The following is a 26,535-nucleotide window of genomic DNA, read 5'->3' as shown; positions in this document are numbered from 1 at the left end:
GTTGCCGCCCTTCGTTGATACACATCGATCGCCAGCAAGCTGATCGCTCACAAGCTGACCGCAGCCCGGTGGGCTCCTACAGAAAAGCACGGACGGTGTAGGAGCCCACTTGTGGGCGATCAGCTTCTAAACCGCACCCATGATCACGGCGCTGCTCTATCACCGAGTTCGCTTTAGGAAAGCCCCCCTCCATGCCCTCTCCCCCCGCCCACTTCCCGCGCCATATCGCGATACTGCTGCTCGCCTTGCTGGCCAGTAGCTTCGCCGGCAATCACATCGCGGCACGTATCGCGTTCGACAACGACACGGGTCTCTTACTGGCCATTCTCTGCCGCTCCGGCGTGACGATGCTCGTCCTGATCGGCCTTGTGCTTTGGCAGCGCCAACCGCTCGGCCTTCCCGATGGTGCATGGCGCTGGCAGTTATTGCTTGGCCTGCTGATCGCGACGCAGAGCCTCTGCCTTTATACCGCCGTGGCGCGTATACCCGTGGCGCTGGCGCTGCTCATCAACAACACCTTTCCCATCATGCTGGCGTTGCTGACGTGGCTGCTGGGCGGCCCGGCACCAACGCGCAGCGCCGCGGGTGTGATGGGCCTCATCCTGATCGGCCTCGTGCTGGCGCTGGACATTCCGAGTCGATTGGTCGCAACCGAATCCGCGGGGCCGGAATGGGCGCTCGGGATTGCTGCGGCGTTCTTTGCCGCGTTCGTTTTCGCGGTGGCAATCTGGGTCACCGACAAGAAGCTGGCCGCACTGCGTGGCTCGGTCCGAAGCATGCTGACGTTGATCATCGTGTTCAGCAGCATGACCCTTGCAGGCACGGCGGATCTCGTTCCCGGCGGTATGTCGATGCCGGCGAACAGCACCGGTTGGATTGCCTTGGCGACACTGGTGGTTCTGTATGGAGCGGCCTTCTCGTTGCTGTTCGTCACCGTTCCCCGCTTGAACATGGCGAAGAATGCCCCGGTGATGAACGTCGAGCCGATCGTGTCCCTGCTACTTGGCTGGCTGCTGTTGGACCAGTTGCTCAGCGGCATGCAGCTGGTCGGTGGCGCAGTCGTGTTGACGGGGATCGTGATTCTTGCGCTGCGTAGGGATCGATAAGGTGATCGACACGCGCCGCTGATTCGCGCGTTGATCAGTAGGGTGGATGGCCGAGGCCATCCACCGGTACCTCGACCAGAACCGCTACACACAGTGATAGGAGTGGTCCAGCGAGCGCCAGCAAAAGCCTTGTCGGCAATTCCGCCCTACGATCAGCTCTGGGCTTCGACTTCCGCCGACTCGTGCGCCTGGCGCAAGCGCTCACGGCTATTGGTCAGGTGCAAGCGCATCGCCGCGCGGGCAGCGTCCGCATCACGGCGCGCGATGGCTGCGAAGATCTGCTCATGTTCGTTCGCCAAGCGCAGCACATACTGCTGCTGGTCGGCATGGGCGATATGCGCCGAATTCAATCGGGTACGCGGAATGATGCCAGTCCCGAGGTGACTCAAAATGTCCGTGAAATAGCGATTGCCGGTCGCCTTGGCGATGAGCAGGTGGAATTGGAAGTCCGCGGAAACGGCGTCGCTGGCGTGCTCGGCGCCTTCGTTCATCACGTCCAATGCCTCACGGATCGCCTGCAGCTCGTCACTCGAATGCCGTTGCGCGGCCAGCCCTGCCGACTCGATCTCGATGCTGATGCGAAACTCCATCACCGCCAGTACGTCTCGTAGGGTGACCACTGTCGCGGGATCGATCCGAAATCCGCTCGGGCTCGGCACATCCAGTACGAAAGTGCCGATACCGTGGCGCGTCTCCACCAGGCCTGACGCCTGTAGGCGAGAAATGGCTTCCCGCACGACAGTACGGCTCACGCCTTGTTCTTCCATGATCGCCGATTCGGTGGGCAGCTTTTCGCCACGCTTGATCTCGCCATCCCGGATGCGCTGGGACAGTTCCGCCACCAACTCCTGAGCGAGACTGCGATGTTTTTTGCGCGGACGCGCCGGGGAGACCTGACGTTGCATGCTAGGCATTCTTTGGGAAGAAGACGGCGTATGGTACCCCAAGCCAGACTTGTACGACGACCCGCAGCTGTGACACTTCGTCTCGCTACCTTCGGGCGACAGGCCCTGCCAGCGGCAACACGGCAACGGCCGCCCCGACTATACTTCGCGGCTTTCACTCGCTGCGGATACGATCATGACCCAGGACCAGCTCAAGCAGGCCGTTGCCCAAGCCGCCGTCGACCACATTCTTCCCAAACTCGACAGCAAGAGCATCGTCGGCGTCGGGACGGGATCCACGGCAAACTTCTTCATCGATGCCCTGGCACGCCACAAAACCGAGTTCGACGGTGTCGTTGCCAGCTCCGAGGCCACCGCGACGCGATTGAAGCAACACGGCATCCCCGTCTATGACCTGAACAGCACCAGCGAACTGGAATTCTATGTCGATGGCGCCGATGAGGCCGACCATCATCTCCACCTGATCAAGGGCGGCGGCGCGGCGCTCACCCGCGAGAAGATCGTCGCCGCGGTCGCACGGACGTTCGTGTGCATCGCCGACGCCAGCAAGCGGGTTCCCGTGCTGGGTGCCTTTCCCCTCCCCGTCGAAGTCATCCCCATGGCCCGCAGCCACGTAGCGCGCCAGTTGGTAAAGCTCGGCGGCGACCCGGTGTATCGCGACGGCGTCACCACCGACAACGGCAATATCATCCTCGACGTCTACAGCCTGTCGATCACCGACCCGGTGAAACTCGAAGCCGATATCAATGCGATCGTGGGCGTCGTGACCAACGGGCTGTTTGCGGCGCGCCCAGCTGACCTGCTGTTGCTCGGCACGGAAAACGGCGTGGAGACGCTGACACGCTCGTAACCCGTGCGGTATGGCGGATGGTGAGTGACCGCTGACGTGGAAGGCAGCTCATACCGCAGGCGTGTAGGGGCGACTTCCGGCTCGCCTTTATCAAAAGCCGCGGTAACAACGCCAAGCCTCCACCGGTGTAGGGGCGACTTCAGTCGCCTTGGCGGCTAAAGCGGATGGCCGCCCCGCGGATCGCCGCCCGGCCGCCCCTACAAAAAACAGGGGCGCCTGGAAATCCGCTGCTGAACAACAGGCTAGCCCGCCCACATCAAAACTCATCGAGCATCAGCGGTCTATCTTCTCGAACCGATAGAACAGGTTCGGCTCGCTGATTACGTACAGCGTGCCATCACGGTCGGTGGCGACGCCCTCCGCCTGGGGGATCGACGCCTCGAGCCCCTGGCTGCCTTTGAGCAGCGACAGCGAACTGATGGGTTCACCGTCCGCGTTCAATTCCAGCAGCAAGTGGGACTCGTCCGACAGCACCAACAGATGGCCCGTCTTCTCGTCGAAATCCAGACTCGACAGGTCGCGGACGAAAAGTCCCTTGTCGCGGTCGAGATCCTGGCTGACGTTCACCGAGGCCGGCCCTTCGTCGTCAGCAAGCCGCGGAAAGCCGGTCACCTCGTAGATCCGCACGGGGTCACGCTCTTTGGCCACGAGCAGGCGCTTGCCTTTCGTATCGTAGGCCAGGCCTTCGAAGCCCTTGTTGCCATTCGTACCGATGCCGATGCCAAGCTGTTCACCGTCATCCGCGTCGATGACGGTCGTGTCCTCGTCGAGCTGTACCGCGACCAACCGTTGATAACGCTCATCAGTAATCACATAGCGACCGGGCGCGATGTATTCGATGGCTTCCGGGTCCTGAAAGCCTCGCAATTCGATGCTGCGCAGCAGTTTTCCGTCGAGGGACAGCTCCACCAGGCGCGTCGGCCCCGCATTGGTCACGCTAAACAGCGTGTTGCGCTGTGCATCGTACGCCAGCGCCGACAGATTGCGCTCGATGCCCTCCACGGGCTGCGCTTCGATCGTCACCCGATAATCTGGCAGCCATAGTGATCGGCCACGCCACCTGTCGGCATTGCCGCTCTCGGTGACGGTGAACCATGCGCGCTCGAACAGGCGGAAGGATTGTCCTGCAACGGCGGCAACAGCGAGCGCGACGGCCAATGCAGCGATCAGAAGGCGTTTGGGAGTAAAGAGAACCGGCATTGACTGCAACCAGGAACGAAAGAGAAATGGGATGAAAGCATGCCGAGATGAAGCGATGCTTAAGCGTCGCGACTCGTTACAAAAGCACGACCCGAAGCCATGATGCCGAATGAGCCTAGGCTTCTTGGTGTAGGAACGGGCCCGATCCAGCAATGAGCCCGCTTTGATACCGGAAAACGGCTACCGGCTAAGCTTCGGCAGTGTCACAGCCAGCAGCGTCGCTTTCCCTCCTATCGCTTGGCGTTTTACAGCACCTGGCTTTCATGGGGCTGTTGGCCCGCGAGCTCCAGCACGATCTTGTCACCCACATTCAAGGGGCCCACGCCCACGGGCGTACCGGTCAAGATCACGTCACCTGGCTGCAGCGAGAAATGCGCACTGATGTGCTGGATGAGGGGCAGGATCGGGTTGATCATGTCGCGGCTGTTGCCGTCCTGGCAAACCTTGCCATTGATGGTCAGGCGAATGCCGATGTCAGTCAGGTCGGCATAGGTATCGCCCGGCACGAATGGCCCAAGCACGCAGGCGCCATCGAACGATTTCGCAAGTTCCCAGGGGTAACCTTTCTCCTTGAGCTTGCTCTGCACGTCGCGCAGCGTCAGGTCCAAGGCCGGAGCGAAACCGGTGATGGCATCGCGCACTTCTTCCTCGGTGGGCTTGCGCGACAGGGGCTTGCCGATGAGTACAGCGATTTCCGCTTCGTAATGAACGGAACCTTGATCCTGCGGGATGCTGAAGCCGCTATTCAGCGGCACCGTGCAACTGCCAGGCTTGATGAACAGCAATGGTTCGGTGGGCACGGCATTGTTGAGCTCCTTGGCATGCTCGACATAATTACGGCCGATACACACGACCTTGCCCAACGGATAGTGAATGCGGGTACCGTCTGCGTACTGGTGCTGGTAACTCATGGCGACTCCTTCGATGGGTTCACGAAAATCCTGGCCAGGCCGAGGAATGCCGGCGCTTGGCCCTTTTCAGACAATCCTTGGCGCGCTCGACTCTACCGGATCGCGCGACGATCAGTGGAAGATCTTTCCGGGGTTCATGATGCCATTGGGGTCGAACACGGCTTTGATGGCTTTCATGTAGGCTATCTCGGCTTCGGAGCGACTGTACGTCAGGTAATCCCGTTTGGTCATACCGACGCCGTGCTCCGCGGAGATCGAGCCGTTGTATCGCTCGACGGTCTCGAACACCCATTTGTTGACGTTGGCGCATTTGGCGAAGAACGTGTCCTTCGACAGGTTTTCTGGCTTGAGGATATTCAGGTGCAGGTTGCCGTCACCGATATGGCCATACCAGATCACCTCGAAGTCGGGATAGTTGGTGGTTACGATGGCGTCGATGTCCGCAAGAAACGCCGGCACCTTCGAAACGGTGACCGACAGGTCGTTCTTGTACGGCGTGAACGGTGCGATGGTTTCTGACAGGTCTTCCCGCAGCCGCCAGAGATTGCGCAGCTGGGTTTCGCTCTGACTCATCACGCCATCGATCACCCAGCCCTGCTCCACGCAGTGCTCGAAGGTTGCCAGCGCCTGCTCGGCTCGGGTTTCGGTGGTGGCTTCGAATTCCAACAAGGCATAGAACGGCGTACGCGTCTCGAACGGCGCGGGGATGTCACCACGGGCCAGCAGCTTGTCCAGGCCCTGGTCGGAAAAGAACTCGAATGCCGTTAAGTCCATCTTGTTTTGAAAGGCATGCAGCACCGGCATGATCGAATTGAAATCGGGCGTCCCCAGCACCATCGCCGTCAGGTTGTTAGGCTGGCGCTCGAGTCGCATGGTTGCTTCTACGATGAAACCCAACGTGCCCTCGGCCCCGATGAACAGGTGCCGCAGGTCATAGCCCGTGGCGTTCTTGAGCAGGTCTTTGTTGAGCTCGAGGACGTCGCCCTTGCCGGTCACCACCTTGAGGCCCGCAACCCAGTTGCGCGTCATGCCATAGCGGATGACCTTGATCCCACCGGCGTTGGTACCGATGTTGCCGCCAATTTGGCTCGAGCCTGCGGATGCGAAGTCGACGGGGTAATAAAGCCCTTTGCCTTCGGCGAAATTCTGCAACTGCTCGGTAATGACGCCCGGTTGGCAAACGACGGTGCGGTCGGTCCCATTGAAGTCGAGAATTTGATTCATGTAATCAAACGCGACGACTACTTCGCCATTGGCCGCGACAGCCGCCGCCGAGAGCCCGGTACGACCACCCGAGGGGACGAGCGCAATCGTGTGCGCGTTCGCCCAACGCACGATCGCCTGTACTTGCTCGACCGTTTTCGGAAACACGATGGCGCTTGGCGCGGGCGGGTAATGCTTGGTCCAGTCGCGACCGTAGGTTTCCAATGAAGCCGGGTCCGTCAGGACTTTTCCGGGCTCCACCAGCGTCATGAGTTCGTCGAGCAGTGTTTGTTGGATCATTTTTCTCTCTCGAATAATTCATAGTCGCCCTGAGAACGATTCAGGTCGCACCCAAGCATTGAAAAAGCCAAGCATGCTAGCATTCGTCCCCCGTGGAACATGCTTATCTACGGGCCACGGCCGGCATGTCACGCTGTGAGTATCATCCTTTTACCACCGACAAGGTTTTCACGCAGATGAGCAAGACCTCCCTCGACAAGAGCAAGATCAAGTTCCTTCTTCTCGAAGGCGTCCATCAAAACGCCGTGGACACGCTCAAAGCGGCTGGCTACAGCAACATCGAGTACCTCAAGACAGCCTTGTCGGGCGACGAACTCAAGCAGAAGATCGCGGATGCCCACTTCATCGGGATCCGATCGCGCACCCAGTTGACCGAAGAGGTGTTCGACTGCGCGAAAAAGTTGATCGCGGTCGGTTGCTTCTGCATCGGTACCAACCAGGTCGATCTGGAAGCGGCCCGCCAACGCGGCATCACCGTCTTCAACGCCCCCTACTCCAACACCCGTTCGGTCGCCGAACTCGTGCTGGCTCAGGCGATCCTGCTACTGCGCGGCATTCCGGAAAAGAACGCTTCCTGCCATCGCGGCGGCTGGATCAAGAGTGCGGCCAACTCCTTCGAGATCCGTGGCAAGAAGCTCGGCATCATCGGTTATGGCTCCATCGGCACGCAGCTCTCCGTCCTCGCGGAAAGTCTCGGTATGCAGGTCTTCTTCTACGACACCGTGACCAAGCTACCGCTGGGCAACGCTACCCAGATCGGTTCGCTTTACGAACTGCTTGGAATGAGTGACATCGTCACCCTGCACGTGCCGGAATTGCCTTCTACGCAGTGGATGATCGGTGAGAAGGAAATCCGCGCGATGAAGCCTGGCTCCATCCTGATCAACGCCTCACGCGGTACCGTGGTGAAGCTGGACGCGCTGGCTGAAGCCATCAAGGACGAACACCTCATCGGCGCGGCCATCGACGTCTTCCCGGTCGAACCCAAATCCAACGACGAAGAATTCGAAAGCCCCCTGCGCGGTTTGGATCGCGTCATCCTGACGCCTCATATCGGCGGCTCCACGGCAGAAGCCCAGGCGAACATTGGCCTGGAAGTCGCCGAGAAGCTGGTCAAGTACAGCGACAACGGTACGTCCATCTCGTCCGTCAACTTCCCGGAAGTGGCGTTGCCGGCACACCCTGGCAAGCACCGCCTGCTGCACATCCACGAGAACATCCCCGGCGTGATGAGCGACATCAACCTGGTATTCGCGCAGAACGGCATCAACATTTCAGGCCAGTTCCTGCAGACGGACGACAAGGTCGGCTACGTGGTGATCGACGTCGACGCCGAGTATTCGGATCTGGCACTGGAGAAGCTGCAACACGTCAAGGGCACGATCCGCAGCCGCGTGTTGTTCTGATCTTCGAGTGTTATAGGAAAGGGAGACTTCGGTCTCCCTTTTTTGTGGATGGGCCTTCCAATTTTGTAGGGTGGATAACCGCAACGCGTTATCCACCGGGGTGCCCCGCGTGGATGGCTTCGGCCATCCACCCTACGACTCCCTTCCTATGAATGCGCACTTGTAGGAGCCAGCTTGCTGGCGATCCGCCTTAAAGGCATCGCCAGCAAGCTGGCTCCTACAGGATGAGCGTCAGGCCACCGACGGATGTGGGCCGTTCTGCCATTGGATCTCCAGACCTTCTTCGCCGGAAAAGCGAAAAAGGTGGTCGTCGATGACATGGCGCATTCGCCCCGATGCTTCTTCGTTGGCGGTGGCGCAATCGATCAGGAGCCTGTCCTCCAACGCCCTCATCTCGCAGCGACCAAAAGGAAAATCCCCATAGGCGGCATGTTGGTCGTAGTTCACCTCGACCTTGTGCCGAAAATGTTTGAACAGGCGGATCATGTTTCGCGAGGCGCGTACCGTCCGCACGGTCGCGTGAAATCGTAGGGCGTTCGAATCGCTCACGCAGGCTCCACGGTCTTTTCTGGTTATGAAAAAGCGCACCGCGAATACCGCGGTGCGCTTCGAGAAAAGCGATCAGAACGATGTGCTGATGCTGGTAAAGAAGGTACGACCGGGCTCGTTGTAGGTATACGCGCCCGCTTGGATCGCGTTGCCCTCTCGATAGAGTCGCTTGTCGAAGAGATTGTCGATGCCCGCCGTCACGTTCAGGTTCTTCGTGATGTCGTACGTCCCACTGGAGCCAACGAGGGCGTAGGGAGATACCTCGCGCCGCGCATCGCCGGTGAGGACATTGCCTTGGTAGTCGTACTTGCCGGGCTTCTGACGGCCGTACCAAACGACCGTGGTACGCAGCGAAAGTGGCTCGGTGACCTGCCAATCCAGGTTCGAGTTAACGGTGTACTCCGGAATGATGGAGAGCGGCTCTCCCGTCTCTTTGTTTTTCGACTGCAGCATGTAGGTGAAGTTGGTGTTCCAGCCCAACGTATCCGTCACCGGCACATTGAGCGTACCTTCCAATCCCTCGACAACCGCCTTCGGCACGTTTTCCCACTGGAAAACATCGGCACTCGCGTATTGCCCGACAGAACCCCCTACCGCGCTGCCGGCTACATCGCGGCCCGCTTCGATCTTGTTCTTGTAGTCATTGCGGAAGTACGTGATACCCGCTACCCAACCGTCACGCTTGAACTCGATGCCCAGTTCCTTGTTGACGCTGGTTTCGGCGTCAAGCGAATCATTTCCTTGCAGATAGCAGGAGCCACCGGCACCCCAGCAGCCATTGCCGCGGCTGTAGAGCAGATAGTTGGGATTGAGCTGGTAGAGGTTGGGCGCTTTGTAGGCGCGTGCGATACCGGCTTTCAAGGTGAAATCCGAGCCCAGGTCCTGGGAGAGGTTCAGCGACGGGCTCCAGTTCGTGCCGACCATGCTGTGATGATCCACACGCAAGCCGGGTGTCAGGATCGTGCCTGGGCGCAGCTCGATGTTGTCCTCGAGAAACACGGACGCAATACGTGTCGAGAAGTCCGTCGCACGGTTGGTATCGCTGATGCCAGGGACCGAGCCGGCTTCCGTCGTCGTCTGCGTGTTGGAGAAGGGGTCTTCCATCTTCTGCTCGACCCATTCAGCACCGACCGTTAGCACCTGATCGACACCCCAGGACAGCGGCAGGTTGACCTCGCTGTGCGCTGTGGTGCTTTCGAGCTCGATGGTGCCGAAGTCGCTACTGGCGGTGATATTGCCTTCGGGGCCGCCGGCAAGCCCTTCCTCCAACCGGCGGTTACGGGTCTTCTCGTATTGCAGGTAATTGAGTGTGGTACCGAAGGCCCAATCCCCGTGATGCGTTAGCGCCAGCGTCTGCCGGTATGTCTTGTTGGTGGAACGGCCCAGCCAAGGCGCGCGGTAGGACGACAAGGCCGCCGAGCCGCTGTTGTTCATGTTGTCGCCCGCATAGATGTTGCCCTGCCGACTAAAACCCGCCTCCAGATCGACCGTCTGTTCGTCGTTCAGGCGCCAGGACAACAAGCCGTTAATGTCCTTATTGCGAACACCTTCGCGGCCGACCGGCGAACGAGCGCCGGGGTCAATCACATGACCTTCGTTGATGTCCTCGTCATCCATGTCGGTCTTGTTCAGGTTGCCGTACAAACGATAGGACACGCTGTCGGTCAACGGGCCACTCAGACCGAAGTTGATGCGCTTACTCGCGCCCTCTTCGCTGTGTTGCGGCATGTTCATGTAGACGGTTGCATTGCCATGCTGTTCGCCCGTCGGGGCCTTGGTGATGATATTGATCACCCCGCCCGCCGCACCATTGCCGTATCGCGCCGCCGCAGGCCCGCGCAGGACTTCGATTCGCTCGATCTGATCGGCAGGTACCCAGTTGGTATCGCCGCGGGTGTCGCGATCGCCGCGCCAGCCGTAGCGCACGGCATTACGCGAGGTGACCGGCTTGCCGTCGACGAGAATGAGCGTGTTTTCGGGCCCCATGCCGCGGATATCGATCTGCCGGTTGTTCCCGCGGGCGCCCGAACCGCTGTTGCCGGTCAGGTTCACCCCAGGCTGCTTACGGATGATCTCCGAAATATCGTTCGCTGGCGGTGATTTCTTGATGTCTTCCGCGGTGATGATCGAGACGCCTGGCGCCTGTTTCAGCTCCTCTTCCGCTGTCCCTAGAACCCGGGTTTCCTGCAGCTGGACGGCCTCGTCCGGCAGGTCGAGCTGCAGCGTATCGTCAGCGGCAAAACATGCTGATGCGCCGACGATGTTCGCGATGGCGAGGGCTAAAGGGAGACCGATGAATGTCGATCGACGTTGCATGACGCTACCCCAAGATGTGTGTATGACAAATGCGCAACTGATAATGATTTGCAACAAGATTTCAGCGGCGGTAGTCTTCCACAAACGCCGTAACATTTGGTTTGCGCAATCAAGCAAAAACTTTGCGAAAGCGATTCTTCTGGGAGCCCTCATGTGTCAGCCCTCGAACGTCATGCGTGCCGCCGATCTCAGTGAACGGAGCCATGGGCGCATACGCCTGATCGGCCGGGAGGTGGCGGACACACCGCTGTTCGAGGGGCGAGTGAATTGGATACGGCTTCGGGCAGGGCTGACACTGCATTGCTCCGATTGCGTCGAGTTGCAGAGTTTTACGACCGAAAGCCGGATGGAGCCCAGGCTGAGCTTCGTGCTGTTCATGGCGGGAGACAACCAGGTGCGCTACGGCGACCGCTCCGTCGCGTTCAAGGCGCAGCGTGCCCATGAGCAGGATTTCCAAGGGCTTGCGCTATCCGTGAAGGAACCCGTCGTCTTCAGTCGCCGCTCCCGGCAAGGCACGCACATTCGCAAAATCGCCATCAACCTGGGACCTGAATGGTTCGAGTCCGGCGGACTCGATGATCAGCCTTACCAAGACGTCCTGCGGTTTACCGAGCAGCATTTGGCCGCACAGCACTGGCAGCCTTCACCACGATTGAAAGCGATTGCGGAGCAATTGCTGAACCCGCCCGATCACGCGCCGATGCTGCAACGGTTGTATTTGGAAAGCCGCGTACTGGACATTGCTGCAGAAGCGCTCTCCGGCATTACCCACTGCGCGCCCTTGAAACGCATGACGCTGCGCCCGCACGAACACCAGCGCATGCGCCAGGTGGCCGCGCTGCTGGAAAGCGGCGAGGCAGACGATTGGACGCTGGAAATGATCGCCCGGAATGCGGGTATCAACGTGAACTCGCTGCAACGGCAATTTCGCCAATTCAAGGGCATGACCGTGTTCGAGTACCAACGCAGCCGCAAACTTGAAACCGCACGGCAAGCACTGGAGCGCGAGGGTATGTCGGTCACGCAGGCTGCGTGGTTAGCCGGCTACACCAGCCCAGCCAACTTCTCGACCGCCTTCAAGCGCCACTTCGGTATGACGCCGAGACAGGCGATGTGCCGGGTTTGAGGGTGACGGGCAGCGCAACTCCCTGCAACAGCCCTCCATCTTGTTACGCGCGAGTTGTTACGCGCGAGGGTGGAAGCCCTTCGGGATTCTCCCTGCATCACTGACGTAGCAAGCCGGTGCCGTAGGGCGGGTGCACCCGCGTAAACCCGCTCCCGGGTTTCACCCGGTCTACGTCTATCCCATGGAAGCGAACCATGCTGTGGGAACGAGCAATGCTTGCGATGGCAGTGGCCCGACCAACCCCCTTACGCTAGATGCACAAATCCATCGCGAGCATGGCTCTCTCCCACAATATGAGCGGTGCCCAAACTCAAGCCCCGCCCCACCCCCACCGCCCGTGGGAGCGAGGGAGTATTCACCGATATATCATCACCAGAAACTGACTACCTGACGCTCAGTACCGGCATGCTCAGACGCTCCAGCAGGGTCGTCTGCGAGTTGCGCGTGTTTTGGTTGCCAGCCGGCGTTTGGTGCTCGTAGCTACCGTCAGGTTGCAGCACCCAGGCGAGCGTATTGTCGCTGAGGTGCATTTCCAGTTCCTTCTTCACCCGTTGGGTCAGCTTCTTGCCTTCCACTGGGAAGCAGGTCTCCACGCGGTTATCCAGGTTGCGCTCCATCCAGTCGGCGCTCGAGAGGTACAACTTCTCGTCGCCACCGTTGAGGAAATAGTAGATCCGGCTGTGTTCCAGGAACCGACCAATGATCGAGCGCACATGGATATTGTGGGAAACGCCCGGTACACCCGGACGCAAGCAGCACATGCCGCGCACGACGAGGTCGATCTTCACACCCGCCTGGCTGGCCTTGTAGAGCGCACGGATCACCTTTGCATCGGTCAGGGAATTGACCTTAGCCATGATCTGCGCTGGGCGCCCTTCGGTAGCGGCCGCGGCTTCGCGGTTGATCATCTCTAACAGGTTCTTTTTCAGCGTGAATGGCGCATGCAACAGCTTCTTCATGCGCAACGTCTTGCCCATGCCGATAAGCTGGTTGAACAGCTTGTGCAAGTCCTCGCAGAGCGCGACATCGGCAGTCAGCAAGCTGTAGTCGGTGTACAGCTTGGCGTTACCGGCGTGGTAGTTACCTGTTCCCAAATGCGCGTAACGACGCAACTCGGCACCTTCGCGACGCAGGATCAGCATCATCTTGGCGTGCGTCTTGAAGCCGACCACACCATAGATCACCACCGCCCCTGCCGCCTGCAAACGGCTGGCGAGCTGGAGGTTGGACTCTTCGTCGAACCGCGCGCGCAGCTCGATGACCGCCGTGACTTCCTTGCCATTACGCGCGGCTTCCACCAGCGCATCCACGATCTCGGAGTTCGCGCCCGAGCGATACAAGGTCTGCTTGATCGCCAGGACGTTCGGGTCCTTCGCGGCCTGGCGCAGCAGGTCGATCACCGGCGTGAAGGATTCATACGGGTGCAGGAGCAACACGTCGATCTTCGCCAGGACACCGAACAGGTTTTCCTTCTTTTGCAGCAGCTTGGGAATCGTCGGCGTGAACGGCAGGTGCTGCAATTCGGGATGGCTGTCGAGGCCGGTAATGCTGAACAGGCGGGTCAGGTTCACCGGCCCGCTGACCTTGTAGAGTTCCGGCTCCCCAAGGCCGAACTGCTTCAGCAAATAATCGGTCAGGTGCTTGGGGCATTGATCGACGACTTCCAACCGCACCGCATCACCGTAACGACGCGAGAACAGCTCACCCCGCAGCGCTCGGGCCAAGTCATCGACATCTTCGGTATCCACCGACAAGTCGGCGTTACGCGTCAGACGGAACTGATAGCACCCCTTCACCTTCATGCCATTGAACAGGTCATCGGCATGCGCGTGGATCATGGACGACAGGAACACGAAGTTATCGCCCGCGCCAGCAATCTCTTCCGGCACCCGAATCACACGCGGCAGCAGCCGCGGCGCCGGGATGATCGCCAGACCCGAGTCACGGCCGAATGCGTCGATGCCTTCGAGCTCGACGATGAAGTTCAGACTCTTGTTGACCAACAGCGGGAACGGGTGCGTTGGATCGAGCCCGATCGGCGTGATGATCGGCGCGATTTCTTCGCGGAAATACTTGCGCACCCACAGCTTGAGCTTGGGCGTCCAGTAGCGACGACGGATGAAGCTGATCTGGTGCTTGGCCAGCTCCGGCAGCAGCACATCGTTCAGGATGCGGTACTGCCGATCCACCTGCTCGTGAACCTGTTCGCTGATGCGCACCAAGGCTTGGCTCGGCTGCAGACCATCAGCACCGGCCTGCTCGCGGGCGAAATTGATTTGCTTCTTGAGACCAGCGACGCGAATCTCGAAGAACTCGTCCAAGTTGCTGGAGAAGATCAGCAAGAACTTCAGCCGCTCCAACAACGGATAGGACTCATCCAGCGCTTGTTCAAGCACGCGGATGTTGAACTGCAGCTGCGACAGCTCGCGGTTGAGATACAGGCTGCTGTCGTCCACGCTCGGCAAGACGATCAGAGGCGCTTCCGGCAATGCCGGAGGCGGCACCTCCACGAGTGTTTCGACCTCGGCCAGGCTCTGTTGCAGCGTAGTTTCGCTAAGTCCTTCGGTATTCATTACAGGTCCCGTAGGGCTCACTGCCCCTCTTTGATCAGTTCAGCCGCACGCACGGCGAAATAGGTGAGGATGCCATCGGCACCCGCTCGTTTGAAGGCTGTCAACGACTCCAGGATCACCGCTTCGCTGAGCCAGCCGTTCTGGATCGCGGCCATGTGCATCGCGTATTCGCCGCTGACTTGGTAGACGAACGTCGGCACCTTGAATTCTTGCTTTACCCGCCACAGCACGTCGAGATATGGCATGCCGGGCTTGACCATGACCATGTCAGCGCCTTCGGCCAAGTCCGCCGCCACTTCATGCAGGGCCTCGTCCGTGTTGGCGGGATCCATCTGGTAGTTGAACTTGTTGCCCTTGCCCAGGTTGCCTGACGAGCCGATCGCATCGCGGAACGGACCGTAGTAGGCACTCGCGTACTTCGCCGAATACGACATGATGCGAGTATTCACGAATCCTGCGACTTCCAGCGCCTCACGAATCAGCTGGATACGGCCGTCCATCATGTCGGACGGCGAAATCACCTGCGCGCCCGCCTCGGCGTGGGACAGAGACTGCTTGATCAGCGCTTCGATAGTGATGTCGTTCTGAACGTAACCCTCGTCATCGATGATGCCGTCCTGGCCGTGGGTGGTGTAGGGGTCCAACGCGACGTCGGTCATCACTCCCAACTCGGGGAACTGCTCGCGCAATGCGCGAATCGCACGCTGAACCAATCCATCCGGGTTCCAGGCTTCCGCGCCGTCGAGGGATTTGCGTTCGACGGGAATGAAAGGGAACAAGTCGATCACCGGGATGCCCAACTCAACCCAGCGCTTCGCTTCGATAAGCAACTGGTCGATGGACAAGCGTTCCACGCCTGGCATGGACGCAACGGGTTCGCGACGATTGTCACCGTCGAGAATGAAGACCGGAAGAATCAGGTCGTCAGTGGTCAGGACGTTCTCACGAACCAGTCTTCGGGAAAAATCGTCACGACGGTTGCGGCGCAGGCGGGTGGCCGGAAACAGACGATTCGCAGGCGTAAAACTCACGGCAGACTCCCAAGGCCCGATACACAGGCACAGTGCGTTAACATGTAACTCAAGATTATGAACAAATGATGACTAACCGACTCCCCGATGCGACCACGCGTCACATCTCTCCATTGCGCGCCGGTTCCAGAACGATCGCAATGCGACCTGGACATGACTGGATTCGCCTTCGGCTTTCCCTCGCCAGCCCCAGAGCATAGACTGCTCGCCTACCTCACCCGGTCGTATCCATGCTCGAACAGCTTCTCCAGCAGGCAGGCTACCCCGCCGTCGTACTCGGCACCTTCCTCGAAGGCGAAATGTCGATTCTGCTGGCTTCCTTCCTCGCTTTTCGGGGCTACCTGCAAATCGAATGGGTCGTTGCCTGTGTCTTCGTCGGCACCTTCGCTAGCGATCAACTCTGGTACTTCCTCGGTCGGCGGCATGGCCGTCGCATCCTTGCCCGCCGCCCTAGCTGGCGTGCGCTAGGCGATAAAGCACAGGCGCTCCTAGCGTTGCACCCGGATCTTTGGGTGCTTTGCTTTCGGTTCTTCTGGGGCATGCGTACCGTCATGCCCATCGTCATCGGATTGTCCGGCTATTCCTGGCGACGTTACCTCGTTCTCGACGGCATCGGGGCCATCATCTGGGCGGTGGCACTCGGCGCGATCGGCTACAACCTGGGCTACGCGCTGACCGCGGTGATCGAAGATTTCCATCTCTACCAGATGTATCTCCTCGGGGCACTGGTCCTGCTGGGTTTGTTGGTCTGGCTGTACCGACGACGACGCGACTCGGGCGAATAGCCGCCGAACGCGCGCTACCGGGTGCGTTCGAATGTGTCACGTGGCCTATCGGGCACCTACTGGGGCTAGCCGCCGGGAGCTACCCGCCCGGAGCCATTCACATCTCTCCAAGATCCAAGAGGAACCCGTCATGAGCAAACGCGTTGCTGTCATCCTGTCCGGCTGCGGTGTCTACGATGGCGCCGAAATCCACGAAAGCGTGCTCACACTGCTGCGCCTCGACCAGCAGGGTGCGCAAGTGCAGTGCTTCGCGCCCAACGTCGAACAGATGCACGTGATCAACCACCTTAACGGTGAAGAGATGCCGGAAAAGCGCAACACCCTGGTCGAGGCCGCCCGTATCGCGCGGGGCGAGATCAAGGACGTTCGCGAGGCGCGCATGGAAGACTTCGATGCGCTGATCGTCCCCGGCGGTTTTGGCTCCGCGAAGAATCTGTGTGATTTCGCCATCAAAGGCGCCGATTGCAGCGTCCAGCCCGACGTATTGCAATTGGCCCAGGCATTCGCCGACGCGCGTAAACCGATTGGCTTGATCTGCATCTCCCCGGCGATGTCCGCACGCATCTTCGGTGAAGGCGTGGAATGCACCATCGGCCACGACGCAGACACCGCGGCAGCCATCGAAAAAATGGGCGGTGTACACAAGCCGTGCGACGTCGACGGGATTGTCGAAGATACCAACCGAAAGCTGGTGACGACGCCTGCCTATATGCTGGCGAAGTCCATCAGCGAAGCCGCGAGCGGCATCACCAAGCTCGTAGATCGTGTGCTGGAATTAGCCTAACGCCTTGTAGGGGGACTCTTGTAGGGGGCGACTTCAGTCGCCTTAGCGGACCCGACCGATCGCGGCCCGACCGATCGCGGCCCGACCGATCGCGGCCCGACCGCCCCTACATGCCCTACAGAACCGTGGTCATCTACCGTAACGTAGGTAACACATATCCTCTGTAGGAGCGGGCCGGGCGGCGATCCGCTTGCCCGCGAACGCAATTGCCGCCACGACGCCTTCGAAGGTTGAATCGCCCAAATCCTTCAACCTACCGCATCAACCTCGTCAGCACGCGATCCAGCCCATTGGAAAACGCCTGCTTGTCCTTTTCACCGTAAACCGCCTGACCACCACCGACCTGCCCCTGCTCACGCAGGTCGGTGAATAGATTCCGCGTCGCCAGACGATCACCCATGTTGCGCTCGGTAAACTCCTGGCCACGTGGATCGAGGGCTGCGACGCCCTTCTTCACCAAGCGATCAGCCAAGGGAATATCACTGCAGATCACGAGATCCCCGGGCTCGGCGTGCTCGACCAAATGATCATCCGCGGCATCCGGGCCGGCGGGTACCACGATCAGGCGAACACACACGAAGGGCGGCTTGACTTGCCCTTGCCCCGCCACCAGCACCACCTCGAACTTGCGCTTGAGCGCGAACTTCACGACCTGGTCTTTGGCCGCCTTCGGGCAGGCATCCGCGTCGATCCATACCCGCATCAAGCACCCGCTCGGCGAATACTGGCCAACAACAACGCAGCGGTACCGAACAAACCGGCGAATGTCCGGTTCATGAGGCGTTGCTGACGCGGAGACCGCAGCAGGCGCAGCACCTTTGCAGCGAGCCCGGTGTACCCCGCCATGACGATCATATCCACGATGACCATGGTGACGGTGATGACCACGTACTGTGGCAAAAGCGGCAACTGCGGCTGGATGAACTGGGGCAGCACGGCAAGCATGAACACGGTCGCTTTCGGATTGCTGGCATTGATGAGGAATCCGCGCAGCACGAGCGCCGAAGCGCGATCCGACACGGGTGCAGCCTGCGTGCTATCGACGTCCACAACGGGGGCGCGCCATTGCCGGTAAGCGAGAAACAACAGATACGCCACACCGAACCATTTGATGAAAGCGAATGCCAGACTGGAGGTCGCGATCAACGCACCGACACCCGCCGCGACGATGGCAATCTGTAACACTAGCCCGAGCTGCAACCCCAGAACGGTCCAGTAACCGCGCCGAAAACCAAGCGTCAGCCCGCTTGCCATCGACGCAACCGCGCCCGCACCGGGCGAAATGCTGATGACCCAGCATGCAAGGAAATACGGCAGCCAATTTGCAAAAGACATAAAGCCCTCTCTCAGCGCCAGCGCCGGACAGCCTTCTGGAAGAACAACGTGTTAGGCACCTGGACCAACGCACCAGCGCCCTCTTCGGAGACATCTTCCAGCGTGACGTAGAACAAGTTGATGAGAATGACGCGGCCCTTGATGCCAGGCTTATCGGCGGTGTCGACCACCTCGACGGTATCGCCCAGCCGAAACGGGCCCATGGAAAAAATCAACACCGCGCAGAACATATTCGACAGCACGCTCCAGATGGCGAAAAACGCCACCGCCGCTACTGCCGCGAAGCCGGTAAGCGCCGTCCACAGCACCTGCGCGGAAACGCCAAAGCGCTCCAGCACCAGCATGAATGCGCTGCCCAGAATCAGCCATCGCAGGACGCCCCGCAGCGGAAGCAGCACTTCTCGCGGTAACGACGCATAACGGTGCCCAAGGCGCGTTATTGCGCGCGTTACCACGCGCTGCGCTAGCCACGCCAACAAGAGAATCAACAGCACCTGGCCGAAGCGAACCAGCGGCACACTCCAAGCCAACAGGATCTCCTCGTACCGCTCCATCAATTCGCCTCCTCTAAGTGGCGCTGCAAGTCCTCGAGTTCCTCGAGCGCAACCAGCCAGGCCTCTTCGAGCTCACTTTCCTGGCCTTTCAATCCCGCCTGCTGATTGAGCAGCGTCTTGAGTTCGTCCTTGCGCGCCGCCTCGTACAGGCCCGCCTCACCCAGACGCTCTTCGACTTCGGCAAGCGCCTGTTGTACGGTCCCCAGTTCTTTTTCCAGCTTGTCCGCTTTGCGCTTGTGAGGCGCGAGCAATTGCCGCAGGGACGCCGCAGCTTGGCGCTGTGCGCGCTTGTCCGTCTTTTCGCCTTCGCTCTCGGCAACCGCAGACGTTGTCGATGACTGCCGCGCACGGTGATCCAGGAGCCAACGCGCGTAGTCTTCCAAATCGCCATCGAATGGCTGGACACGCCCTTCGGCCACGAGGAAAAACTGGTCCGTCGTGCTCTTGAGCAGATGTCGATCGTGGGACACCACCAGAACGGCGCCCTCGAAATCCTGCAGCGCCATCGTCAGGGCAAGGCGCATCTCCAGATCAAGGTGGTTGGTCGGCTCATCGAGCAACAGCAGATTGGGCTTACCCCATGCGATCAGCGCCAGTGCCAACCGCGCTTTCTCTCCGCCGGAAAAATTACGCACCGCCTCATCGCACCGCTCACCTCGGAAATCGAACCCCCCAAGGAAATCACGTAATGTTTGCTCTCGTTCACCCGGCGCGATCCGTTGAACATGCAAGAGTGGACTCGCTGCCGGGTCCAGGGCATCCAGCTGATGCTGGGCGAAATAGCCGACGACGAGGTTTTCGCCCCGGGACAACGCTCCCGCGACCGGCGCCAGATCGCCTGACAAGGTCTTGATCAGTGTCGACTTGCCTGCACCGTTCGGGCCGAGCAGGCCGATACGCGCCCCCGGCACGAGCTGTAGCTTGACCTTTTCCAGTACCGCGCGGCCTTCATAACCCAGTGCGCCTTCACTCAGGTCGAGCAACGGGCTGGAGACCTTGTCCGCCTCACGGAAGCTGAAATCGAACGGTGAGTCGACATGAGCCGGCGCCAGTTCCTCCAGCCGTTCCAACGCTTTGATGCGACTTTGTGCCTGGCGCGCCTTCGTGGCTTTCGCCTTGAAACGGCGAATGAAATCTTCCATGTGCGCGCGTTGCGCTTGCTGCTTCTCGAACGCTTGCTGCTGTTGGGCCAACCGTTCTGCCCGAGTACGCTCGAACGCAGAGTAGCCGCCGCGATAGAGCGTGAGCTTGCGCTGCTCGAGATGCGCGATGTGATCGACAACGGCATCAAGGAAGTCACGGTCGTGAGAAATCAGCAGCAACGTCCCGGGATAGCTGCGCAGCCAACCCTCCAGCCACAGGATGGCATCCAAATCGAGGTGGTTCGTCGGCTCGTCCAGCAACAGCAGGTCCGAGGGGCACATCAGTGCCTGGGCAAGATTCAGGCGCATGCGCCATCCGCCAGAAAAGTCACCGACGCGGCGATCCATTTGCGCGTTGTCGAAACCCAGACCGGCGAGCAACTTGCGCGCACGTGCTTCGGCGCTGTAGCCATCGACGCTGTCGAACTCGCTGTGCAGCCGTGCTTGCGCAGTACCGTCATGGGCGGCTTCGGCAGCCTGCAGCGCGGCCTGGATGCGCCGCAGCTCGAGATCACCGTCTAGAACGTAATCCACCGCTAGGCGGTCGAGCGTGTCCACCTCCTGCCGCATGTGTGCAATGCGCCAATCAGGAGGCATCTGGCAATCGCCGGCATCTGGTCCAAGATGCCCACGAAGCAAGGCGAACAGACTGGACTTGCCCGCGCCGTTGGCACCAATGAGGCCTGCTTTCTGGCCCGCGTGCAGGGTCAACTCCGCGCCTTCGAGCAAGCGCTGCGGACCCCGTTGTAACGTAAGATTCTGAAGTCGGATCATAGTGGGCGCGGATTTTATCAGGTTGGCCCAAGGGCGTATCTAACGTCCTTAGGGGCGCGTGAGGGGAATACGAGGCATGCTGAAACTGTGGGATTTCGCACTGGATTTTTACGCTCGGCCTGGCGTCGAGGCGGATTGCCTCGCGCTTCAGGAGCGCGGCGTGGACGTGTGCCTGTTGCTCTGCTGCGCATGGCTCTTCGCCAACGGTACGCCCTTCGAGCCCGCGCGCTTCGCATCGCTGCAAGGCATCGCGTCCTCGTGGCAGGACCACGTCATCGCCCCGTTGCGGCGCATCCGACGTGACTGGAAGGAAGGCGCACGCGAGGACACCGCGCTGAGCGCGCTGCGTGAACGGCTCAAACGCCTCGAACTCGACGGTGAACGTATTTTGTTGGAGCGCCTGGAGACAGCGACCGCGTCATGGCCGAAAGGCCGAACGCCTTCGCCCAACTGGCTCACAAGCGCAACGCAGATCGCCCGTGATGACGCAGCCACGCAACGCCTGATCGAACGCTTGCGTGGCGGTGCGTAAGCGGAACGTCCCGCACTTACAGCCCGGCAGCCAATGCCGAGCTGTCAGAATACACACGTATCAGGACGGCTTTTCAGGCGTGTCCGACGTGTCCACCGAGTTAACGGGGACGTTCTTGACCGGCGCTTTGCGGGTACTGGGCTTGGCCGCAGGCTTGCGCGCCGCGGGAACGGCGGCAGCCGGATTTAACGCAGGCGTGGTAAACGCCGGTACCGCGGTGTCACCTTCGACAGGCTTGGCCGGCGTCGTCGGTTTCTTGGCGGCAGCGGGTTTTGTAGCGGGCTTGGCTGTGCCATTCGAGGCCGCGGGCGTCTTGGCAGCAGCAGGCTTGGCAGCGGACGCAGGCTTAGACGCCGTAGGCTTCTTCGCCGCGCTATTCGCTTTTACCGGCTGCGCTTTCGTAGGAGTTGCCTTGTTTGCTGCTACGGGAGGTTTAGCGGCGGCAGTGGGCTTGGCTTTAGCCGGCGCACTCGCTGGTTTAGCTGGAGCCGTCGTCGCCGCTGCGGTAACGGGCTTGCGCGTCGTTCTGGCGGCAGGAAGCGGCTTGGCTGACGTAGTGGAGGCTTTGCTCGGGGATGTCTTAGCGGCCACTTTGCGGTTGTTCGCAACGGGTGCGGTCGCCGCCTTCTTTTTCGCGGCGGGCATATCGCGGTCGACCAATGCCTTGCTAGCGGCCAGTTGAACCTGCTCGATGCCTTTGGCGAGCGAGCGGGTCTCCTGCACGTCGCGCTTGAGCTGCGCGATGTACGTGAGGGTTTGTTCCTGGCGGGTCTTGAGATCTGCGATCAGCGGTTCGAGCTCGGCAACCTTCCCGGATGCTTTGTTCTGCGCTTTGGCCTTACCGGCATCAGTGGCCTTTTGCAGTTTTTCGCGCGCACTCTGCAACTTCTCTTGGGCTTTGCCGCGCTGCTTTTCATGATCGGCGAGTAGTTTTTCCGCATCGGTCAGTGCCGATGAGCAGGCCTCATCCAAATGGTCGATCAGGCTCTGTGAGAGTTGTTGCAGCAGATGAAGCGGTGTAGCGACGGGCGACGACTTCTTTTTGGCTGACATAACGAGCCTCCTGACTGAAACAGGCCCCCATACTAGTCAGCACAGATGACGATCGCAAAGCGGTCGCGCGCGAGTTCAACAAGCATAGGCACCGAACGCCGCACCGCTCGAAAAACGGTGCGGCCCCATTTCAGTCAAACGACCGCATGGGACAATGACGATCAGGCCGATGCGGTGGGGGCTTCAGGTGCGGTCTGTGCTTGCTCGTGCGCCTTGTGCAGCACCTCGATCAAGCAGTCTTCGAGCTCGAAGCGCTCTTGCAACATCTGACCGAGACGCTTGAACTGGGCTTGCGCATTCGCATTGGACGCGCGCGCCTCGCAGCCATCGTTATAGGCAAGAACCGCCTCGGTGCTGGCTTCGATACGGGGATAAATTTGATGGGCGAAGTCGATACCGCGCGTGTCACCGAAGGCTTCGGCTTCACCTAGCAACTGCTCGTACACTTCGAAATGGCCCGCTGAGACGTAGTCCAGCAGGATGCCGCAAAATTCACGCTGATTCTCTGCCGTGGTCGCTTCTACTTCGGCCTTGTCATTCATGTCGGCATACGCCTTGATCAGCTCATGCCGTGCGTGAAGCCAGCGATCTACCAACTGATTGACTCCGCCCCAGCGCTCTTGAACGTTCTCGCAGCTATTGAGCATGTTGACCTCACTCCCCTACAAATTATCGGCAACACACCGGATCAAACCGGCCGCCATGGGTGCCACGACGCGCTGCATGGCACGCCGCATACGAGTTTCAAGACATCCGGAGAGTAAGCCGGTGTCCATCCAGCCCACAAGACTGGCCGTCGGAAACCTGCTTTCGACAATGCAAGTCCTCAGTCGGCAAAAAATAAGAACACGGCATGGAACCGGTTGTTCCATCAGATTGCTGGCGATCTGCCCCGGCTTGGCCGTAACGCAAGGCTCAGCCACCCAGACGCACTGCACCTAATGTCGGCGTAGCAATTGAAAAGCAGACAGCAGCATGAAACCTGCAAATGCCAGCAGGCTCCATTCCGCAACGCTCATGCCGTACAGGCTCCAATTCACTTGCAGGCAGTCCGCCGAGCCGTCGAAGATGGCCTTGACCATGGTAGGGAATGTCATCTCGTCCAGCATGCGTTCCAACGGCATGAGGCAGTCGGATGAACCTTCACGCGGCAGATTCTGCAACCACACCTGACGACCCGCGCTGAACGCTCCGAACGATGAGAACGCCAGTGCCACGGCACCGTAGATACGCCGGCCGAAGGCCTTAGGTCGATGCACGACAGCCGCGAGGCAGGCCACCGCAAAAGCGGCCATGCATGCACGCTGTATCAGGCAAAGCGCGCAAGGCGCGAGCCCAATCCCGTGCTCGAGATAAAACGCTGTTCCCAGGATCGCCGTGGACACCAGCAATCCGAGCAGGAACAACAACGGCGGGCCGGCTAAAGGCATTGGATCACCGACTGAAGAAGAGGCTTTACGGTAAAAAAACCATGCGACGCTTTCAAGCGGACACGCCGCGCCTCGAAGGCTCGGCATCATCCATTATCTCGCGCACCTCCGCCAGGAGGGCGCGCAGGCAGGTTCTTGATACCTAAGACGTCATCGCTAAATCAGTTACGGGCAATCGTCGCGCCGGGCACTGTTGCGGCACGGATTACCGCACCGCTGTGAGCCGTAGTGACCAACGCGGGCAGACGCCGATCCGAAAGCTCGAGCCCTTCGACGAACAACCGTTGGCTCTTCACGTCCTCACCCAATTGAGCAAGCAATCGAGCAAGCTCCGCACAGGTTTCTGGCTGACGATCGAAGCTCAGGCTGCTTTCGAGATAGTCCCGCGCCTTGCCCCAGAGGCGGCATTTCTGGCTCAGCCGCCCGAGACAGCGCAGCAATACAGCGTCGGATGGATGTTGCGGCAACCAGCGCTCGGCAACCTTCAACTGCGCTGCAGGATCGCGCGTCAGCAACACGCCGTAGAGCTCAACTAGAGGCCCTGCGTAGTTCGCCTGGATGGCGTGTCGCAGGACGGGCTCGGCTTCATCGTCTGCGCCCATTCGATGCAGCGCAGCGGCGTAGCGCACGACCAGCTCCGTGTCTTCTCGCAGCGCCGGACTCAACTCGCGCCATGCGTCGATCAACCGCGCTGGGGATTCGCTGGTAGCGGTCTGCCCGAGTAGACCTTCCAAACGTCCACGCCACGCCTGGCGTTCGAGCAATGCCAGCTCGTCACCCGTTAGCACTTTCTGCTTACGTAGCGCTGGCAACAGTTCGATAACCGCAGGCCAATCGTCACGTCGCTGATGGACCTGGGCCAACTGGCGCAAGACATGGCGGTGACTGGGATGGCGTTGACGCATGGCCTCCAGTGTCGTGACGGCACCGTGGGCGTCGCCGTGATCTTCCTGCAACTCCGCATGCGTCAGCGCGATAGCAAGTTCCGCTTTCGGCTGGCGCTCCAGCGCACGCTCCAGTAACGCGTCGCGCTCTTCGACCTGTCCAAGCTCGTTCGCTGCGCGGGCCGCGCCAAGGTAGAGCAAAAGAGGCTGGGGGTCAGATTCGGCGGCACGTTTGAGGTGCCCGAGTGCGCTCTGCCAACGTGCCTCCGACAACTCCAGCATGCCCTGTTCGACCGCTTTACGGTTACGGCGCTCGCGGTGATAACGCGACCACGGGTTGACGGTCCGGCCAGAGACGTACAGCGCGCGCAACAGCCATCGAATCAGGATCAGCGCAACCAGAATGGCAACGAGAAGGCCCAGAAAAACCCAGAGCGTCGATTCGTAGCGAAACCCTTGGTAGGCGATGAGGACGTAGCCGCTGTGCAGGCTCATGGCATAACCCAACGCACCTGCGATCGCAGCAAGGACCAGAACGATCACCAATACCCGGATCATGCGCCATTCTCCGCAGGCTGTTCGGCTGGCTGCTCGCTGTCCTCGCCCGGCGCGTCGGCGTCCGGCATATCGGCGCCATTGGGTTTATCGACGCCAGCGTCGTCTCGCCCGCGCTGGCGTACGTAGGCTTCCAGACGCGTCAGCGCGGGACGCAAATCAGGCGTTTCCACCTCGACGATCTGGCCGGATAACTGGCCCAACCGCTGCTGCAGCGACTGCACGCTGGCGTTGCGCGCATCGAAATACTGCTCAAGCACCTCGCGTGCTTGCTTGACCGCGCCCTCGTAGACGTCCTGACGCGCATTCAAGGCGCCCCATTGCGCTTGCTCCATCGCCAGCGACAATGTCAGACGCACCTGGGATAGCGTCTGACCGGCCAGCTGTGGACGGATGTCCTGGTCCGCATGCAGGTCAAGGCGCACATATTGAGCAAGCGTGTCGCGCCACCGCTGCCAGTCCCACCATGGGCGGGTGGTTCCGTCCATCGCCACCGCGCGCGAACGTTCATCGACGACGAACTCAGGCGCCATCGCCTGAAGGTCGTCGACCTGCGCGCGTAGTGCCGCCAATTGCAGATACAGGCCATTACGGTCGGGCTTGGGCAGGCTGCGCAATGCCTCCAACGCCTTGATCAATTCACCGCGGGCGGCAAACGCGAGTGGATCGTCCTGCACGCGGATGATGTCGTCCGCGGCCTGCAGCAAGGCCGTCGCACTGTTGATGTCCTGAAGCGCGGAAAGCCGCAGCATCCCGAGACGGACCAAGTGTTCGGCCTCGGCCAGACGCCAAGCCTCACGGCTTTCACCCATGACCTGAGAGAGCCCCTGCGCAAGGCTTTGCTGATTGCCCTGCAGCGTCATCAGCAAGCGCTGTTGTTCCGCCATTTGATCGGCGGTTGGCAGTGCCTCGACACGACGTTCCAAGCGCTCGCTACGCTGCCCCTGATCGCCGGCAAGGCGACGCGCCTCGTCGATCGCCTGGGCGATTTCGGTCTGCTGTGTGTTCGAGCCGTCACGCACCTGCTGCCACTGCCAGGCGCTCCAACCCCCGACGGCGATACCCACGGCGCCCACGAGCAATGCAAGCAGGGCCAGGCCATTCCCCGAACGGCGTTCCGCCGTCACGGGCGGAGCGATGGGGTCAGGTGACGGCGTGTTGAGTTTGGGTTCGTCCGCAGGGGCGGTTGAATGATCGTTCTTCTCGGGTGGCGTTTCGTTCACGTAACCTT

General features: G+C 60.4%; 24 protein-coding genes. 7 read left to right on the top strand and 17 right to left on the bottom strand.

Annotated elements, in window-relative coordinates; genetic code table 11:
- Positions 1-191: 191 nt before the first annotated feature.
- The gene (locus tag IEY47_RS11430) at positions 192-1,106 is read left to right on the top strand and encodes an EamA family transporter (protein ID WP_188983355.1); all 915 of its coding nucleotides are present in this window, start codon (positions 192-194) and stop codon (positions 1,104-1,106) included.
- A gap of 152 nt (positions 1,107-1,258) precedes the next feature.
- Here the strand turns inward: IEY47_RS11430 and IEY47_RS11425 are convergent, their stop codons facing one another.
- Entirely contained in the window at positions 1,259-2,011 is a 753-nt protein-coding gene (locus tag IEY47_RS11425) for a FadR/GntR family transcriptional regulator (RefSeq protein WP_188983354.1), read from the bottom strand.
- 175 nt (positions 2,012-2,186) lie between these two features.
- Between IEY47_RS11425 and rpiA the strand changes: the two genes are divergently transcribed.
- Positions 2,187-2,861: a ribose-5-phosphate isomerase RpiA gene (gene rpiA, locus IEY47_RS11420; protein ID WP_188983353.1), complete on the top strand. Its 675-nt coding sequence runs from the start codon at positions 2,187-2,189 to the stop codon at positions 2,859-2,861.
- Between the two features lie 273 nt (positions 2,862-3,134).
- Here rpiA and IEY47_RS11415 read toward each other — a convergent pair whose 3' ends face one another.
- The 3 genes from IEY47_RS11415 to IEY47_RS11405 form a co-directional block, all read right to left on the bottom strand.
- Positions 3,135-4,061: an SdiA-regulated domain-containing protein gene (locus tag IEY47_RS11415; RefSeq protein ID WP_188983352.1), complete on the bottom strand. Its 927-nt coding sequence runs from the start codon at positions 4,059-4,061 to the stop codon at positions 3,135-3,137.
- A gap of 245 nt (positions 4,062-4,306) precedes the next feature.
- Positions 4,307-4,972 carry a fumarylacetoacetate hydrolase family protein gene (locus tag IEY47_RS11410; protein WP_188983351.1) on the bottom strand — a complete coding sequence of 222 codons (666 nt, stop codon included), beginning with the start codon at positions 4,970-4,972 and terminating at the stop codon, positions 4,307-4,309.
- Between the two features lie 111 nt (positions 4,973-5,083).
- The gene (locus tag IEY47_RS11405) at positions 5,084-6,475 is read right to left on the bottom strand and encodes a D-2-hydroxyglutarate dehydrogenase (RefSeq protein WP_188983350.1); all 1,392 of its coding nucleotides are present in this window, start codon (positions 6,473-6,475) and stop codon (positions 5,084-5,086) included.
- A 176-nt stretch (positions 6,476-6,651) separates the two neighbouring features.
- Here IEY47_RS11405 and serA point away from each other — a divergent pair, with 176 nt between their 5' ends.
- Complete coding sequence (serA, locus tag IEY47_RS11400) at positions 6,652-7,881, top strand: phosphoglycerate dehydrogenase (protein ID WP_188983349.1); 1,230 nt, start codon at positions 6,652-6,654, stop codon at positions 7,879-7,881.
- Between the two features lie 231 nt (positions 7,882-8,112).
- Here serA and IEY47_RS11395 read toward each other — a convergent pair whose 3' ends face one another.
- Positions 8,113-8,394, bottom strand: a complete 282-nt coding sequence (locus IEY47_RS11395; protein WP_268240461.1) for a DUF2218 domain-containing protein — start codon at positions 8,392-8,394, stop codon at positions 8,113-8,115.
- A 108-nt stretch (positions 8,395-8,502) separates the two neighbouring features.
- Positions 8,503-10,746: a TonB-dependent siderophore receptor gene (locus tag IEY47_RS11390; RefSeq protein WP_188983347.1), complete on the bottom strand. Its 2,244-nt coding sequence runs from the start codon at positions 10,744-10,746 to the stop codon at positions 8,503-8,505.
- Between the two features lie 151 nt (positions 10,747-10,897).
- Here IEY47_RS11390 and IEY47_RS11385 point away from each other — a divergent pair, with 151 nt between their 5' ends.
- On the top strand, positions 10,898-11,872 hold the full coding sequence (locus IEY47_RS11385; RefSeq protein ID WP_188983346.1) for a helix-turn-helix transcriptional regulator: 975 nt from the start codon (positions 10,898-10,900) through the stop codon (positions 11,870-11,872).
- A 383-nt stretch (positions 11,873-12,255) separates the two neighbouring features.
- On the opposite strand, the gene ppk1 is transcribed toward IEY47_RS11385, so the two are convergent.
- Both ppk1 and hemB read right to left on the bottom strand, forming a co-directional pair.
- Positions 12,256-14,445, bottom strand: a complete 2,190-nt coding sequence (ppk1, locus tag IEY47_RS11380) for a polyphosphate kinase 1 (RefSeq protein WP_188983345.1) — start codon at positions 14,443-14,445, stop codon at positions 12,256-12,258.
- A 17-nt stretch (positions 14,446-14,462) separates the two neighbouring features.
- Positions 14,463-15,476: a porphobilinogen synthase gene (gene hemB, locus IEY47_RS11375; protein ID WP_188983344.1), complete on the bottom strand. Its 1,014-nt coding sequence runs from the start codon at positions 15,474-15,476 to the stop codon at positions 14,463-14,465.
- A gap of 230 nt (positions 15,477-15,706) precedes the next feature.
- On the opposite strand from hemB, the gene IEY47_RS11370 reads away from it, so the two are divergent.
- The gene (locus tag IEY47_RS11370; RefSeq protein ID WP_188983343.1) at positions 15,707-16,261 is read left to right on the top strand and encodes a DedA family protein; all 555 of its coding nucleotides are present in this window, start codon (positions 15,707-15,709) and stop codon (positions 16,259-16,261) included.
- Between the two features lie 130 nt (positions 16,262-16,391).
- Positions 16,392-17,045 carry an isoprenoid biosynthesis glyoxalase ElbB gene (elbB, locus tag IEY47_RS11365; RefSeq protein WP_188983342.1) on the top strand — a complete coding sequence of 218 codons (654 nt, stop codon included), beginning with the start codon at positions 16,392-16,394 and terminating at the stop codon, positions 17,043-17,045.
- Between the two features lie 253 nt (positions 17,046-17,298).
- Here elbB and IEY47_RS11360 read toward each other — a convergent pair whose 3' ends face one another.
- From IEY47_RS11360 to IEY47_RS11345, 4 genes are read right to left on the bottom strand one after another with little or no spacing between them, the layout of a single operon-like run.
- Complete coding sequence (locus tag IEY47_RS11360; protein WP_188983416.1) at positions 17,299-17,748, bottom strand: YaiI/YqxD family protein; 450 nt, start codon at positions 17,746-17,748, stop codon at positions 17,299-17,301.
- Entirely contained in the window at positions 17,748-18,380 is a 633-nt protein-coding gene (locus IEY47_RS11355) for a LysE family transporter (protein ID WP_188983341.1), read from the bottom strand. Before IEY47_RS11355 ends, IEY47_RS11360 begins: the two co-directional genes overlap by 1 nt.
- An 11-nt stretch (positions 18,381-18,391) precedes the next feature.
- Entirely contained in the window at positions 18,392-18,934 is a 543-nt protein-coding gene (locus tag IEY47_RS11350; protein WP_188983340.1) for a mechanosensitive ion channel family protein, read from the bottom strand.
- Positions 18,934-20,850, bottom strand: a complete 1,917-nt coding sequence (locus IEY47_RS11345) for an ATP-binding cassette domain-containing protein (RefSeq protein WP_188983339.1) — start codon at positions 20,848-20,850, stop codon at positions 18,934-18,936. The genes IEY47_RS11350 and IEY47_RS11345 overlap by 1 nt, the downstream gene beginning before the upstream one ends.
- Positions 20,851-20,926: 76 nt before the next feature.
- On the opposite strand from IEY47_RS11345, the gene IEY47_RS11340 reads away from it, so the two are divergent.
- Positions 20,927-21,382 carry a TIGR02444 family protein gene (locus IEY47_RS11340; protein ID WP_188983338.1) on the top strand — a complete coding sequence of 152 codons (456 nt, stop codon included), beginning with the start codon at positions 20,927-20,929 and terminating at the stop codon, positions 21,380-21,382.
- 60 nt (positions 21,383-21,442) lie between these two features.
- On the opposite strand, the gene IEY47_RS11335 is transcribed toward IEY47_RS11340, so the two are convergent.
- The 5 genes from IEY47_RS11335 to IEY47_RS11315 form a co-directional block, all read right to left on the bottom strand.
- On the bottom strand, positions 21,443-22,435 hold the full coding sequence (locus tag IEY47_RS11335; RefSeq protein WP_188983337.1) for an AlgP family protein: 993 nt from the start codon (positions 22,433-22,435) through the stop codon (positions 21,443-21,445).
- Positions 22,436-22,596: 161 nt separating this feature from the next.
- Positions 22,597-23,082: a sigma D regulator gene (gene rsd / locus IEY47_RS11330; RefSeq protein WP_188983336.1), complete on the bottom strand. Its 486-nt coding sequence runs from the start codon at positions 23,080-23,082 to the stop codon at positions 22,597-22,599.
- A 291-nt stretch (positions 23,083-23,373) separates the two neighbouring features.
- A complete protein-coding gene (locus IEY47_RS11325) occupies positions 23,374-23,865 on the bottom strand; it encodes a disulfide bond formation protein B (protein ID WP_188983335.1) in 492 nt (163 codons plus the stop codon).
- Between the two features lie 161 nt (positions 23,866-24,026).
- On the bottom strand, positions 24,027-25,307 hold the full coding sequence (locus tag IEY47_RS11320; RefSeq protein ID WP_188983334.1) for a heme biosynthesis HemY N-terminal domain-containing protein: 1,281 nt from the start codon (positions 25,305-25,307) through the stop codon (positions 24,027-24,029).
- Positions 25,304-26,527, bottom strand: a complete 1,224-nt coding sequence (locus tag IEY47_RS11315; RefSeq protein WP_188983333.1) for a uroporphyrinogen-III C-methyltransferase — start codon at positions 26,525-26,527, stop codon at positions 25,304-25,306. Before IEY47_RS11315 ends, IEY47_RS11320 begins: the two co-directional genes overlap by 4 nt.
- Positions 26,528-26,535: the final 8 nt, after the last annotated feature.

The sequence above is a fragment of the Pseudomonas matsuisoli genome (assembly GCF_014647635.1).
Lineage (GTDB): Bacteria > Pseudomonadota > Gammaproteobacteria > Pseudomonadales > Pseudomonadaceae > Pseudomonas_P > Pseudomonas_P matsuisoli.
This window is presented reverse-complemented; position numbering and strand designations above follow the sequence as displayed.

Excerpts from the sequence above, each read along its gene's own strand:
- IEY47_RS11430 (WP_188983355.1), top strand. The coding sequence starts at position 192 with ATGCCCTCTCCCCCCGCCCACTTCCCGCGCCATATCGCGATACTGCTG.
- IEY47_RS11425 (WP_188983354.1), bottom strand. The coding sequence starts at position 2,011 with ATGCAACGTCAGGTCTCCCCGGCGCGTCCGCGCAAAAAACATCGCAGT.
- rpiA (WP_188983353.1), top strand. The coding sequence starts at position 2,187 with ATGACCCAGGACCAGCTCAAGCAGGCCGTTGCCCAAGCCGCCGTCGAC.
- IEY47_RS11415 (WP_188983352.1), bottom strand. The coding sequence starts at position 4,061 with ATGCCGGTTCTCTTTACTCCCAAACGCCTTCTGATCGCTGCATTGGCC.
- IEY47_RS11410 (WP_188983351.1), bottom strand. The coding sequence starts at position 4,972 with ATGAGTTACCAGCACCAGTACGCAGACGGTACCCGCATTCACTATCCG.
- IEY47_RS11405 (WP_188983350.1), bottom strand. The coding sequence starts at position 6,475 with ATGATCCAACAAACACTGCTCGACGAACTCATGACGCTGGTGGAGCCC.
- serA (WP_188983349.1), top strand. The coding sequence starts at position 6,652 with ATGAGCAAGACCTCCCTCGACAAGAGCAAGATCAAGTTCCTTCTTCTC.
- IEY47_RS11390 (WP_188983347.1), bottom strand. The coding sequence starts at position 10,746 with ATGCAACGTCGATCGACATTCATCGGTCTCCCTTTAGCCCTCGCCATC.
- IEY47_RS11385 (WP_188983346.1), top strand. The coding sequence starts at position 10,898 with ATGTGTCAGCCCTCGAACGTCATGCGTGCCGCCGATCTCAGTGAACGG.
- ppk1 (WP_188983345.1), bottom strand. The coding sequence starts at position 14,445 with ATGAATACCGAAGGACTTAGCGAAACTACGCTGCAACAGAGCCTGGCC.
- IEY47_RS11370 (WP_188983343.1), top strand. The coding sequence starts at position 15,707 with ATGCTCGAACAGCTTCTCCAGCAGGCAGGCTACCCCGCCGTCGTACTC.
- elbB (WP_188983342.1), top strand. The coding sequence starts at position 16,392 with ATGAGCAAACGCGTTGCTGTCATCCTGTCCGGCTGCGGTGTCTACGAT.
- IEY47_RS11360 (WP_188983416.1), bottom strand. The coding sequence starts at position 17,748 with ATGCGGGTATGGATCGACGCGGATGCCTGCCCGAAGGCGGCCAAAGAC.
- IEY47_RS11355 (WP_188983341.1), bottom strand. The coding sequence starts at position 18,380 with ATGTCTTTTGCAAATTGGCTGCCGTATTTCCTTGCATGCTGGGTCATC.
- IEY47_RS11350 (WP_188983340.1), bottom strand. The coding sequence starts at position 18,934 with ATGGAGCGGTACGAGGAGATCCTGTTGGCTTGGAGTGTGCCGCTGGTT.
- IEY47_RS11345 (WP_188983339.1), bottom strand. The coding sequence starts at position 20,850 with ATGATCCGACTTCAGAATCTTACGTTACAACGGGGTCCGCAGCGCTTG.
- IEY47_RS11340 (WP_188983338.1), top strand. The coding sequence starts at position 20,927 with ATGCTGAAACTGTGGGATTTCGCACTGGATTTTTACGCTCGGCCTGGC.
- IEY47_RS11335 (WP_188983337.1), bottom strand. The coding sequence starts at position 22,435 with ATGTCAGCCAAAAAGAAGTCGTCGCCCGTCGCTACACCGCTTCATCTG.
- rsd (WP_188983336.1), bottom strand. The coding sequence starts at position 23,082 with ATGCTCAATAGCTGCGAGAACGTTCAAGAGCGCTGGGGCGGAGTCAAT.
- IEY47_RS11325 (WP_188983335.1), bottom strand. The coding sequence starts at position 23,865 with ATGCCTTTAGCCGGCCCGCCGTTGTTGTTCCTGCTCGGATTGCTGGTG.
- IEY47_RS11320 (WP_188983334.1), bottom strand. The coding sequence starts at position 25,307 with ATGATCCGGGTATTGGTGATCGTTCTGGTCCTTGCTGCGATCGCAGGT.